Consider the following 13188-nt stretch of genomic DNA (forward strand, 5'->3'; position numbering starts at 1 on the left):
TCCGCACCCAACAACGGGACGCTGCGGACCGGCAGTGACGGGTCGGCGTCGACGAGCGCGGCGAGGAAGTCCAGGAAGCGCGCGTGGTGCGCGGCGTTCTCCTCCGGCGTGTAGCGGTCGGGATTCGCCTCGAAGTCGATGTTGAGGCGATTGCCGTTGACGTTCTCGTAGAAGTTGATGCCGAGATCCTCGACCGTGCCGGTCGAGAGGATGGTGAGTTCGCCCAGGATGGGACCGAACGGGATGCCGCTGTGGAACAGCATCACGTTCACCAGGGGGCCGAACAGCCCTCCGTTCGGATCCGCCGAGTCGCGGCGGATGTCCTCGTGGCGGAACAGTTGGTGCCGCAGCGCGCCGGTCACCGCGACCTGGACCTGGGTGATCAGCTCGCCGACGGTCGTCTCGTGCCCGACCCGAACGGTCAGCGGAACGATGTTGGACAGCATGCCGCCCGATTGCCGGGTCAGCGCGGTGGTCCGGCCGGTGACGGGCAGGCTGAGGACTACGTCCTCGCGCCCGGTCATCTGGGAGAGGAAGGCGGCGACGGCAGCGATGAGATAGGTGGACCGGATGGTGTCGTGACGCTCCACGGCAGCATCGAAACGTGTGGCCAAGGTCTCGGACAGCGTGGCCGACGACAGTTCCTTGCGGGCGGCCGGCGGCGCGATCCGCGCGCTCAGACCGACGCCGTCGTCGAGGCCGGCGATGCGCTCGGCCCAGTACGCCCGGTCGCGTTCGAAGCGGGCGCTGTCGCGGTAGGCCAGCTCGGCCTCGCGCAGGTCCGGAAGGTCGCCGACCACGAGCGGTTCCGCCTCGCGGCCCTCGACCGCCGCCGTGTAGAGCTCCGCGACGCGCTTCATGAAGTTCATGGCGCCGAAGCCGTCGAGGACGACGTGGTGCACCCGGGCATACCAGTAGTAGCGAGAGTCCTCGAGGCGCAGTGCGGCAGCGACGATCAGGCGGTCCGCGACGATGTCGATCGGGCGGCTGTACTCGGCGCGCATCCACTCCGCGGCCGCCTGCTCCGGGTCCGGAGTGTCCCGCAGGTCGATGAGCTGGAGGGGTGTGTCGAGGGACGGATCGACGATCTGGTGGGGCACACCGTCGATCTCGAGGAGCCGCACGAATCCGGACTGGAGATCGCCTGCGGCGATCCGGCTGACCCGTTCGAGCACCTCGGTGTCGAGGTCCCCGCGGAGGTCGACGTACTGCGCGTTGTTGATCGCCACGGACGGGTTACGGTGCTGCGCGTACCACAGTCCGAGCTGCGCCGGAGAAAGCGGGAATGCGCTTCCCTGCAACGCCTGATCAGCGCTGTCGATTCCGTCGATTTCTCGCGGGTCCAACCGTTACCTCGTTTCCGGAACATCTTCGAGTTCCCCACACCACAAACGCCCAGTTCCTCACCCGTACAGACACAGGAACCGACCGCTACTCGCACAAAAGCAACCGATGCTTATCGTCTATAGCCGGTCGGTCCTACTCCGTTTCACCAGCGCACCTGCGCCTACCCCGTACGGACCTCCGGCCCCTCCCCCCGTGCGCCGAAGACCGCCCCCTTCTGCCGGGGGCGGTGAGGTGGGCATTCGGCGCACGCACATCGCCCCAATCTACCGTCTAGTCACACGCCGCCGAAAACGACCGCACGGGACCCGACGCTGCGCGCCGAACCCCGCGGGAGTGAATCTACCGAGCAGTAGCGACACCGGTCGCGTTTTCCGATCAACCGGTCACCACAGGACCGCGATGACCACGTTGAGAATGCCCAGACCGCCGATCGTGTGTGCGAGCGCACCCGTCGATCCGGGGTTCTGCTTCTCCTTCTTCAGGCCGACGATCGCGAGGACCAGGATCGCGACGGCGACGACGAGCTTGATGCCGATCTTCATGTGGTTCAGGTCTGCGCCGTCGGCTTCGTTGAGCCCGACGAGGGCGAGGCCGCTCACGAGCTGGAGGATCGCGCCGTGCAACATGCCGGTCACGACGCGCGGATCCTTCACCACGGCGAGCCAGGAACCGATGATGCCGGCGAGGCCGATGAAGTGCAGGATCAGGAAGATGTTGATGGCGACGTCCATGCCCGCCATCCGAGCACCGGCCAGGGTGTTTTGTCCAGTTAGGCCACGCTCAGCACGTGGCCGGTGTCACTCACCGCCGCGGCGGCGGCCGAGCGTGTCCGGATCGGCGGCACGACGCGTGATCCACGACACGCGAGGGCGCCGCGGCGTCGCCCGGAACCCGCCGGTTCCGGAAGCGACGACGCGGCGCCTCGATGTCACTGCACCCGGCTGCCGGGTTCGGTGGTCGCTGCTTCTTCTGTCAGCGGGCGCCGTCACCACCCGACGGGGCATGCCCCTTGACGCGGGCCTCGACCGAGCGGTGCAGGATCTGCTCGGCGTGCCGGAGGACCGGCGCGTCGACCATCTTTCCTTCGAACTGGAACACGCCGCGTTCCTCGGGCACTGCGGCCAGAACCCGGCGTGCCCACTCGACCTGCTCCTCCGTCGGCGCGTACGCCTGCCGGATGACCTCGATCTGTCCGGGGTGGATCGCGACCTTCGCGTCGAACCCCACCGCGACGGCGTCGAGTGCCTCGGCGCGCAGACCGTCGTGGTCCTTGATGTCGAGATACACCGAATCCAGCGCCCACCGGCGGTAGGTCTTCGCCGCGAGCAGCGACGACGAACGCACGTGCCGCGCGACGTCGCGGTACGAACCGTCCGCGTGCCTGCTGGACTGCCCGCCCAATCCGACGACGAGGTCCTCCGCACCCCACATGACACCGATCGTGCCGGCCGCCAACGAGATCTCCGCGACGGCGAGGGCGCCGGGCGGGGACTCGATCAGCGCGATCACCTCGCGCGGTGCGAGGGACGTGACCTGCTGCGCGGATTCGCACTTGGCGAGCATCACGCGGGTGTACGCGGTCTGTGCGAGCGCCTTCAGGTCCTCGTCGTGTTCCTCGGTGCCGACGGGGTTGACGCGAACCACGGTCCGGTCGGGATCGAGCGGTGTGTCGACGAGGCAGCGTCGCGCATAGTCCTTGTCGGCATGCGCGACGCCGTCCTCGAGGTCGAGGATCACGACATCGGCGATCGCGGCGGCCTTCCCGTAACGCTCGGGACGGTCCGCCGGGCAGAACAGCCACGCGGGACCCGGAATGGTGCTCATGCGTCGTCAGCCTTCCTGTGCCGGATCGTCCGGCCGCTTGTGGACGAGAGTCTGCCGCACCGCGAGGGCAACGACGTCGCCGTGCTGGTTGCGGGCGGTGTGTTCGAACGTCACGATGCCCTGTCCGGGCCGGGACTTCGACTCGCGCTTGTCGGTGATCAGGGTCTCCGCGTACATGGTGTCCCCATGCCGGACCGGGTGCGGGAACTTGATCTCGGAGAAGCCCAGATTGGCGACGATCGTGCCCTGGGTGAGCTGCGCGACGGACAGGCCGATCAAGGTGGACAGAGTGAACATCGAGTTGACCAGCGGCTCACCGAACTCGGTGCCGGCACTGTAGGCGGCATCGAGGTGCAGGGCCTGGGTGTTCATCGTCAACGTCGTGAACAGGACGTTGTCCGCTTCCGTCACGGTGCGGCCGGGCCGGTGTTCGTACACGGCACCGAGTTCGAACTCCTCGAACCACAGTCCACGCTGGACGACCCGCTTGGCGTTGTCCGGAGCGCTCACAGGCCCAGCTCCCGCGCCACCAGCATCAGCTGGACCTCGGTGGTGCCCTCGCCGATCTCCAGGATCTTGCTGTCGCGGTAGTGCCGCGCCACCGTGTACTCGTTCATGAAGCCGTAGCCACCGTGGATCTGGGTGGCGTCGCGCGCGTTGTCCATCGCCGCTTCGGACGCGATGAGCTTGGCGATCGCGGCCTGCTTCTTGAACGGCTTGCCCGAGAGCATGAGCGCGGCAGCGTCGTAGTAGGCGGTCCGGGCCGTGTGCGCCCGCGCCTCCATGCGCGCGATCTTGAAAGCGATCGCCTGGTTGCGCCCGATCGGCCGTCCGAACGCCTCGCGTTCCTTGGCGTACTTCACGGACTCGTCGACACAGCCCTGGGCCGCACCGACGGACAGTGCGGCGATCGCGATGCGGCCCTCGTCGAGGATGCGCAGGAAGTTCGCGTAGCCGCGACCGCGCTCACCCAGCAGGTTCTCGGCCGGCACCCGCACATCGGAGAACGTCAGCGGATGAGTGTCCGAGGCGTTCCAGCCCACCTTGTTGTAGGCGGGCTCGGCGGTGAAGCCGGGGGTGTCGGTGGGCACGACGATCGTGGAGATCTCCTTCTTGCCGTCGCGTTCGCCGGTGACGGCGGTGACGGTGACGATCTCGGTGATGTCGGTGCCGGAGTTGGTGATGAACTGCTTGTTGCCGTTGATCACCCACTGGTCGCCGTCGAGCTTCGCGGTGGTCTTCGTGCCGCCCGCATCGCTGCCCGCGCCGGGCTCGGTCAGGCCGAACGCGCCGAGCGCACGACCCGCGGCGAGCTGCGGCAGCCATTTGTTCTTCTGCTCGTCGTTGCCGAAGCGGTGGATCGGCATCGCACCGAGCGAGACACCCGCCTCGAGGGTGATGGCGACGGACTGGTCGACCTTGCCGAGTTCCTCGAGCGCCAGGCACAGCGCGAAGTAGTCGCCGCCCTGGCCGCCGTACTCCTCGGGGAAGGGCAGACCGAACAGGCCGAGCTCGGCCATGCCCGCGACCACCTCGTAGGGAAACGTGTGGTTGGCGTCGTGTTCGGCGGCGACCGGCGCGACGACGGTGCGTGCGAAGTCCGCGACCGTGTTCTTCAGGTCCCGGTAGTCGTCGGGAAGCTGTTCGGTGGAGAGGTAGCTGCTCATGTGCGGTCCTGGTTCTCGGCTGTGTCGATGGGGACTGAGGAGTCGGTGGGGGCGGGAACGATGCGAGCGAGGAGCTGGTCGACCTTCACCTGGTCACCCGCCGCAACCAGAAGTTCGACGGTGCCGTCGACCGGAGCGGTCAGGGCGTGCTCCATCTTCATGGCCTCCACCACCACGACGGTGGTGCCGGCGGTGACGGTGGCTCCGGCCTCGACGGGCGCGGCGATGACCGTGCCCGGCATCGGGCTGGTCAGTTCCGCTTCCCCCGCGTGCGCATCCGCGCCGCGGATGTTCGGTTCCCGGGACTCGCGCACCGGCCAGGTGCCGCCGTTGCCGGCCAGCCACACGTGGTCGTCGTCGACGGCGACCCGGAACACCGAACGCCGCCCGTCGAGGGTGACGGTCAGGACCGCCCCGTCGAGCTCGGCGGTCAATGTGCGCGCGGCACCGTCCTCGATGCGGGCCGTCGCGGCAGCGGGAGTGCCGGTGATGTGCACGTGATCGGTGCGGGTCGGGGTCTGCAACCGGACGGTGGTCGGCGCCGCGGCCCCGATACGCCAGCCGCTGGGCCGGTCCCACGGATCGACCGGCGCCGCGGTCGTCGCGACCGGCCAGCGCCGCAGCCAGTGGTGAGCGGCGGCAGCGACGAGCACCTCGTCGGGAGTGCCGGGAGCTTCGTAGTCCCCGAGCCTCCGGTCCAGCAGGCCCGTGTCGAGCGCGCCGGCCTTCACGTCCGGGTCGGCGAGCAGGAACCGGGCGAAGTCGATGTTGGTGACGACGCCGAGCACCGCGGTCTCGGACAGCGCGCGGTCGAGCCGGCGCAGCGCGGACGCCCGGTCCGGGCCGTGCGCGATCACCTTCGACAGCATCGGGTCGTAGTCGCTGCCGACGACGGTGCCCTCACGCAGCCCGGAATCGACGCGGACGCCCGTACCGGATGCTTCCTCCAGGCCGAGGACGGTGCCGCCGGTCGGCAGGAACCCACGCGCCGGGTCCTCGGCGTAGACGCGGGCCTCGATTGCGTGCCCGGTCAGGGTGATGTCGTCCTGCGCGAAGCCGAGCGGCTCGCCGGCGGCGACGCGCACCTGCCATTCCACCAGGTCCAGGCCCGTGACCAGCTCGGTGACCGGGTGCTCGACCTGCAGACGCGTGTTCATCTCCATGAAGAAGAACTCGTCGGGTGCGTCGGCGGAGACGATGAACTCCACCGTTCCCGCGCCGGTGTAGTCGACGCTGCGGGCGGTGTTGCACGCCGCCTCGCCGATGCGGGCCCGGGTCGCCTCGTCGAGCAGCGGCGACGGCGCCTCTTCGATGACCTTCTGGTGGCGGCGCTGCAGGCTGCATTCGCGTTCGCCGAGATGCACGACGTTGCCGTGGGTGTCGGCGATGATCTGCACCTCGATGTGGCGGGGCCGCTGCACGAACCGCTCCAGGAACAGCGTGTCGTCGCCGAACGCGGAGGCCGCCTCACGACGCGCCGACGCCAGCGCGCCGGCCAGCTGACCGTGTTCGGTGACCAGGCGCATGCCCTTGCCGCCGCCGCCGGCGGACGGCTTGATCAGCACCGGGAAGCCGATGTCGCCGGCGGCGGCGGTCAGTTCGTCGTCGGTCAGGCCCGGCCGGGAGATGCCGGGAACGACGGGCACGTCGAACGCGGACACGGCGTTCTTCGCGGTGATCTTGTCGCCCATGGTCTCGATCGCCTTGGCGGGCGGGCCGAGGAAGATCAGCCCGGCGTCGGCGCAGGCCTGCGCGAACGCCGAGTTCTCCGACAGGAAGCCGTATCCCGGATGGATGGCCTGTGCACCGGAGATGCGCGCCGCCTCGATCACCTTCGCGATGTCGAGGTAGCTGTCGCGGGCGGCGGCCGGGCCGAGCCGTACCGCGGTGTCCGCCTCCCGGACGTGGAGGGCTCCTGCGTCGGGGTCACTGTAGACGGCGACCGAACGAATACCCATGCGGCGCAACGTCCGGATCACCCGGACCGCGATCTCACCGCGGTTGGCGACCAGAACGGTATCGAACATGCCGGTCCCACCGGCGGTGTCGCTCATGCTCATCTCACTCACATCCGGAAGACGCCGTAGGAGACCGGCTCGAGCGGCGCGTTCGCACACGCCGACAGGGCCAGGCCGAGAACTTCTCTGGTATCGAGGGGATCGATGATGCCGTCGTCCCACAGTCGCGCCGTCGAGTAGTAGGGGTTGCCCTGCGCCTCGTACTGATCGCGGATCGGCGCCTTGAACGCCTCCTCGTCCTCGGGCGACCACGGCTTGCCCGACGCATCGAGCTGCTCGGATCGGACGGTCGCGAGGACGGAGGCGGCCTGCTCGCCGCCCATCACCGAGATCCGGGCGTTGGGCCACATCCACAGGAATCGCGGCGAGTACGCCCGGCCGCACATCGAATAGTTGCCCGCGCCGTAGGACCCGCCGACCACCACGGTCAGCTTCGGCACCCGCGCGCACGCGACCGCGGTGACCATCTTCGCCCCGTGCTTGGCGATTCCGCCTGCCTCGTAGTCGCGGCCGACCATGAACCCGGAGATGTTCTGGAGGAACAACAGCGGAATGGACCGCTTGTCGCACAGCTCGATGAAATGCGCTCCCTTGAGCGCGGATTCGCCGAACAGCACGCCGTTGTTGGCGACGATTCCCACCGGGTGGCCGTGGATCCGCGCGAACCCGGTGACCAGGGTCTTGCCGTACTCGGCCTTGAACTCGCGGAAACTCGAACCCGGCCCGGCCGGGTCTCCGTCGACGACCCGTTCGATGACCTCGCGCACGTCGTAGGGGGTCCGCGAATCGGTCGGCACCACGTCGTACAGGTCGGACGGGTCGGTCGCGGGTGCGAACGTCGGCGCCACGTCCCACGGGCGGGGGCTGCGCGGCCCGAACGTGGCGACGATGTCGCGCACCTTGTCCAGGGCGTCGCGGTCGTCCTCGGCCAGATGATCGGTGACACCGGACACCTTCGAATGCAGGTCGCCGCCGCCGAGTTCCTCCGCGGTGACCACCTCGCCGGTCGCGGCCTTCACCAGCGGCGGGCCACCCAGGAAGATGGTGCCCTGGTTGCGGACGATGACGGCTTCGTCGCTCATCGCCGGGACGTATGCGCCACCGGCGGTGCACGAGCCGAGGACCGCAGCGATCTGCGGGATGCCCTTGGCGCTCATCGTCGCCTGGTTGTAGAAGATGCGACCGAAGTGCTCGCGGTCGGGGAAGACCTCGTCCTGACGGGGCAGGAACGCTCCGCCGGAGTCGACGAGGTACAGGCACGGCAGGTTGTTCTGCAGCGCGATCTCCTGCGCGCGCAGGTGCTTCTTCACCGTGATCGGGTAGTAGGTGCCGCCCTTGACCGTCGCGTCGTTCGCGACGATCACGCATTCGCGGCCCGAGACGCGGCCGATGCCGGCGATCATGCCCGCTCCGGGGCACTCGTCGTCGTACATGCCGTTCGCGGCCAGCGGCGCGATCTCGAGGAACGGGCTGCCCGGGTCGAGGAGAGCGTCGACACGGTCGCGGGGCAGGAGTTTGCCACGTGAGACGTGGCGTTCACGGGACTTCTCGTTGCCACCGAGGGCTGCGGTCGCAAGGCGTTCCCGCAGCTCACCGACGAGCGCGGCGTGCTGCTCGCGGTGGGTGGGGAGAGTCGTTCGAGGGGTTGTCACAGCATCGTCCTCGTCACTGGAGTTAATCTTCGATAACTGAAATCGAGGTTAACTGTGATTAACTGAGTTGTCCAGATGTATCGGAAACGGAAGGGGAACCGATGTCGGAACCCGACGTGCGGGACGCCCCCGAGACCCCCGCGATCACACCCGAAGAGCGACCCGCGACCCGGCGCAGCCAGGCGAAAGCGGACAGGCGACGGCAACTGCTCCAGGCCGCGGCGCGGCTCGTCGCCGAACGCGGCTTCGCGGGCGTGCGGCTCGAGGATCTCGGTGCCGCGGTCGGCATCAGCGGTCCGGCGGTGTACCGGCACTTCCCCAACAAGGACGCGCTGCTGGTCGAACTGCTGGTCGACATCAGTCGTCGACTGCTCGCCGGCGGAACTGCGGTCGCCGCCGATACCACCGACCCCGTCCGCGCACTCGTGCGTCTCGTCGACTTCCACCTCGACTTCGCGCTCGGGGAACCCGATCTCATCCGTGTCCAGGACCGCGAACTGCAATCGCTGCCCGACGATGCACGCCGCGAGGTACGGCAGACACAGCGGCGCTACGTCGAGATCTGGGTGGATGTGCTGCGACGCATCGATCCGGCGCTGCGCGAATCGGACGCGCGGACGATGGCACACGCGACCTTCGGGCTCATCAACTCCACACCCCACAGCGCGATCCCCTATTCACCCGTCGCGGCACGGGTGGTGTTGCGGCGGATGGCGCTGGCCGCACTGCGGACCGGCACCGGGGACTGACCACGCACCTCGGCCACGGGGCGGGCAGAGAAATCGGGTAGTCGACTACTCGTGTGCCCCGGCAGTGCCGGCGGGAGACTCGAATCGGCGTCGTCTCCCCGCGAAAGGTCGGCCCCGTGTCCACTCCGCCCCGCCCCTCCGAGAACCTGGTGAGTCGCCTGCGATCGGTTCCGACGATGCAGGCGCCTCCGCGGGTGCCCACCAACGGGTCGTCCCGCGCCACTTCGACCGCTACCGCCGGCGACCGGAAGACCGCTGCCTCCGGCAAACCGGCATCGCCACATGTTCGGCAACTGCGGCTGGCCGTCGCCATGCGTGGCGGCGTCAGCCTGGCCGTCTGGATGGGCGGCGCATGCAGCGAGCTGGTGCGTCTGCGCCTGGGTTCGCTCCCCCACGGCCCGGAGACCGCCGGTGCAGGCGTGTACCGCGAACTGCTGAAAGCGTGCGGCTACGACCAGCCGGTCGATATCGATGTGATCGCCGGCACGAGCGCCGGTGGGCTCAACGGCGTTCTGCTCGGCTGGCACCTCGCCCATGGTGCGAGCTTCGGCGACGACGTCCGCGACATGTGGCTCCGGCTGGCGGATCTCGGCGATCTGTCCCGCCGTCCGCTGTTCGACGGCAACACCTCCCTGTTGCGCGGTGACGACTATTTCTTCCCGCAGGTACGGGCCGCGCTCGAAAAACTCCGGCGCCTGAGCTCGCCCGACGCGCGGGCGCAGCATCCGTTGCGACTGCTGGTCACCGCCACCCGGCTGCGACCGCGCACCGACGCCGTCTTTCCGGGTACGGGACCACGGCTCGGCGCCGCGGAGTCGCGCTCGTTCTTCCGGTTCCGCTACCAGGGGACCGAACGTGAGTACCAGGACTGCAACGACTTCCTCGACGCGGAACGGATGGCCTACGTCGCGCGCACCACATCGTCATTCCCGGGCGCCTTCGAGCCGGCGACCGTGAATCCCTGCGATCCAGGATCGAGCGATCCGGACGCAGCGGGGGTCAACGTTCACGGCGTGAGCTCCGAAACGCGCGTTACCCCGGCCGATCCCGACGACCAGAGGCTCGAGCTCATCGACGGCGGGGTTCTCGACAACGTGCCGCTGACCTGGGCTGTGCGCGCGGTCGCGGGGATGCCCGCCGAGCAACCGGTGAACCGGTGGCTGCTCTACCTGCAGCCGGATCCCGGTAACCACGTGGAGAATTCGCCGCACACCGACTCGGCGACCCGCCTGGTGAAGTCGTTGCTTCAGACGACCCGGCTGAAGGGCAACGCCGAGTCGATCCTCGACGACGAGGAGAACCTCCGCCAGCTGGCCGCCGCGGAGAGCCGTGAGCAGGCGGTCCTCCTCGGCATCGATCCCGCTCTCACCTCGGCCGGGCGTACCGGCCAGGTTGCCGCGAAGATCGGTACGTACCGGATCAGAGCCGGCCTCGCCGAACTTCGCAGGCTGCAGCGCCTGGCGAGCGCCCCCTTGAGCGTCGTCGGACTCGACCCCCTGCCGATCCCCGACACGGAGCTGAGTCTGCGCGCCGCGTTCGACGCCTACGACCGATCCGACGGCGGACCGCTCACGCACACGGCCGAAGCGAACCCGGGAGATCTCGTCCTGCCCGAACACGCGGACGAGGTGCACGTGGGACGGGGCGCGCGAAGTCCGCTCGTCGCAACTCGGTCGGCCACCCTGTTGCTGCACGTCCTACGGCAACTCGAAGCGACTCGGGATGCCCGGATCAGCGAGGAGGAACTGAAGGATCTGCGCCACGAAATCTACGATCTTCGGTCCCGTTGCGAAAAGGCGGTCGCACGGCGGGACCGACTGCTGCTCGAGACGATCGCACACGAACCCTGGCGCACCCCGGAGTCGTTGCTCGCCAAGGTTTCACACCATCCGGACGCCGAACACGTGGAACAGCGTCGAGGAGACGCCGAACCACCCGACGGGACGTGGAAACCCGAGCCGTACCGCGACCTGTGGGACGACGTCGTCCAGAAGGCGGTCGCGGTGGCGAACCTTCTCCACAAGTCCCTCCCGGAGAAAACCCGGGTCGAGCCGTTGACGGCGGTGCTGCGCGGAGCCACCGGCACGAACGCCGCCGACCGCGCCCTGCGCCGGCTCGAGATCACCACCGGCGCGTCGCGTCCCGACCCGCTGGGAGCCTCGATCGCACCCCGGCTCGTGGTCGCCTCCGCCGCCGAAGCCAGCCCGCTCGAGGAACGGATCTACGGCAGGCAGTTGCAGGCGCCCGAAAGGATCGACTGCAAACTCAACGGCAACCAGGTGGGCAACTTCGCGGCGTTCCTCAGCGCACGGTGGCGTCAGAACGACTGGTTGTGGGGACGGATGGACGGAGCACAGAGCCTGGTGAGCCTGATCACCAGCCGAGACCGCGTGTGCAGGATCGATGCCGCAACGTTGAGGAAGATCTTCTTCACCGATCTGCCCGAAGACCCCCACTACCGTCGGCTGCTCGAACAGGAGTGGCGGAACGGGATGTACGCCGGCGATCCGGTCCGCCTGGCCGGGCGTGCGATCACGACCCGGCTGCACTGGGACATCCTCAGGCACGAACTCGAGCATCTGCGGAAGCTGGACAACCGAAAGCTCGGCAAGGACCGGCCCCCGAGTGCCTCCGGGAGGGAATTGCGTTCGCCGGAAAACGATTTCGCCGACGATCCGGAGCCGCAGCTGAAACTGCTCGCGTCCGTCGGCGGCGAATCGGTACCCGATCTGCTCCGCCGGCCCGATCTGCGCCGGACCCAGCTCCAACTGGCGTTGGTGGCACTCGGGGCGGTGTTCCCCGACGGCTGGAAGGGCAAGTTGAGTTTCGGCGTGTCCAGTGTCACCGCCGGGCCGCTGGCGATCCTGCCGCTGCTACTGGCCGTCCTGGCCCCGTGGGGAATGGTCGTGTCGATGCTCGCGCTCGGGGCACTCACGGTGCTGCTCACCGGGCAGACGATGTCGCCCGCACAGATCCCGTCCCTGCTCGGCATCGTGATGGTCGCCGTGTACCTGGCTCCGAGATTCTGGAAATGGCGCGACCCCCGATTCTTCGTGGGGGCGCTCGGGGTCGCGAGCATCGTGACGTTGCTGGTGGTGGGACGGAACTGGAAACCGTGGATCCTCGGCCAGTCCTGGACGAACGAATCGCTCGCCGTCACGTTCGCCATCGCCGGTGTTGCGGCGATCGCGGTGGGCGCGCCGATGGTCGCAACGATGGCCGGCGCCGTGTCCCACGCCCTGCGAGCGCACGAGCGCAGCTTCCGCTGGCTCCTGCCGGTCGGCGCCCTCGCCCTCGCCGCCGCGGTCACCCTCGGTCTGACATGCGTGTTCCTGAGGTTGTTCGGGCCCGACTCCGTCAGGACGGACCCGATAGGAACGTATCCCGTGTGGGTCGCCGCCGCCCTGGTGTGGGCGTTGCTCGCAACCGGTTTCTGGGGATTGCTGGGCGCACTGTCCGTACCCCGGGCCGGCCCGGCACCCGACCGACGCTGAACTGCGCCGCGCCCGGTCTGTGCAGCGCGGCCGCGTTCCAACAACATCGCCGCAGCACTCCCGTGGGAGCGCTGCGGCGACGTGTGTGATCCCACCCGCCGGCAAGACCGGGCGAGCGCGGTACTGCGACCTGCCTCAGCGGTTTCTGGTCAGCGAGGTGTAACCGAGCGTCAGCACGGCGGCTGCGGCGATGGAGATGATCCAGCGGATCCAGTCGATCCCGCCGGTGTCGCCCTTGTCGAGCAGCCCCTCCCACACCCAGTAGCCGATCAGGGCGCCCGCGATACCCAGCACGATCGTGATCACCCAGCCCATTGCCTGCTTGCCCGGGATCACGAGGCGGGCCAGCACGCCGATGACCGCACCGAAGATGATCGTGCCGATGATGTTCCCAATCATTGCGAGCTCCTTTTCGTCCGACATGAGCCGTACGGACG

General features: G+C 68.6%; 10 protein-coding genes. 2 read left to right on the top strand and 8 right to left on the bottom strand.

What is annotated here, in order from left to right:
- From A8G15_RS12120 to A8G15_RS12150, 7 genes are all read right to left on the bottom strand, one after another.
- On the bottom strand, positions 1–1346 hold a 1346-nt coding region (locus A8G15_RS12120; protein ID WP_245687817.1), incomplete at its 3' end, for a condensation domain-containing protein.
- A gap of 384 nt (positions 1347–1730) precedes the next feature.
- Entirely contained in the window at positions 1731–2078 is a 348-nt protein-coding gene (locus A8G15_RS12125) for a hypothetical protein (RefSeq protein ID WP_068159396.1), read from the bottom strand.
- A gap of 241 nt (positions 2079–2319) precedes the next feature.
- A complete protein-coding gene (locus A8G15_RS12130; RefSeq protein WP_068159397.1) occupies positions 2320–3171 on the bottom strand; it encodes an HpcH/HpaI aldolase/citrate lyase family protein in 852 nt (283 codons plus the stop codon).
- 6 nt (positions 3172–3177) lie between these two features.
- Positions 3178–3681, bottom strand: a complete 504-nt coding sequence (locus tag A8G15_RS12135; protein ID WP_068159399.1) for a MaoC family dehydratase — start codon at positions 3679–3681, stop codon at positions 3178–3180.
- Positions 3678–4838, bottom strand: a complete 1161-nt coding sequence (locus A8G15_RS12140) for an acyl-CoA dehydrogenase family protein (RefSeq protein ID WP_068159401.1) — start codon at positions 4836–4838, stop codon at positions 3678–3680. Before A8G15_RS12140 ends, A8G15_RS12135 begins: the two co-directional genes overlap by 4 nt.
- A complete protein-coding gene (locus A8G15_RS12145) occupies positions 4835–6892 on the bottom strand; it encodes an acetyl-CoA carboxylase biotin carboxylase subunit (RefSeq protein WP_082899837.1) in 2058 nt (685 codons plus the stop codon). The genes A8G15_RS12140 and A8G15_RS12145 overlap by 4 nt, the downstream gene beginning before the upstream one ends.
- A gap of 11 nt (positions 6893–6903) precedes the next feature.
- Positions 6904–8508, bottom strand: a complete 1605-nt coding sequence (locus tag A8G15_RS12150) for a carboxyl transferase domain-containing protein (RefSeq protein WP_068159403.1) — start codon at positions 8506–8508, stop codon at positions 6904–6906.
- Positions 8509–8609: 101 nt separating this feature from the next.
- On the opposite strand from A8G15_RS12150, the gene A8G15_RS12155 reads away from it, so the two are divergent.
- On the top strand, positions 8610–9257 hold the full coding sequence (locus A8G15_RS12155; RefSeq protein WP_068159405.1) for an SACE_7040 family transcriptional regulator: 648 nt from the start codon (positions 8610–8612) through the stop codon (positions 9255–9257).
- 116 nt (positions 9258–9373) lie between these two features.
- A complete protein-coding gene (locus A8G15_RS12160) occupies positions 9374–12751 on the top strand; it encodes a patatin-like protein (RefSeq protein ID WP_068159407.1) in 3378 nt (1125 codons plus the stop codon).
- 135 nt (positions 12752–12886) lie between these two features.
- Here the strand turns inward: A8G15_RS12160 and A8G15_RS12165 are convergent, their stop codons facing one another.
- Complete coding sequence (locus A8G15_RS12165; protein WP_082899850.1) at positions 12887–13150, bottom strand: GlsB/YeaQ/YmgE family stress response membrane protein; 264 nt, start codon at positions 13148–13150, stop codon at positions 12887–12889.
- Positions 13151–13188 lie beyond the last annotated feature (38 nt).

This window comes from Rhodococcus phenolicus, assembly GCF_001646785.1.
In the GTDB taxonomy this organism is placed as follows: domain Bacteria; phylum Actinomycetota; class Actinomycetes; order Mycobacteriales; family Mycobacteriaceae; genus Rhodococcus; species Rhodococcus phenolicus.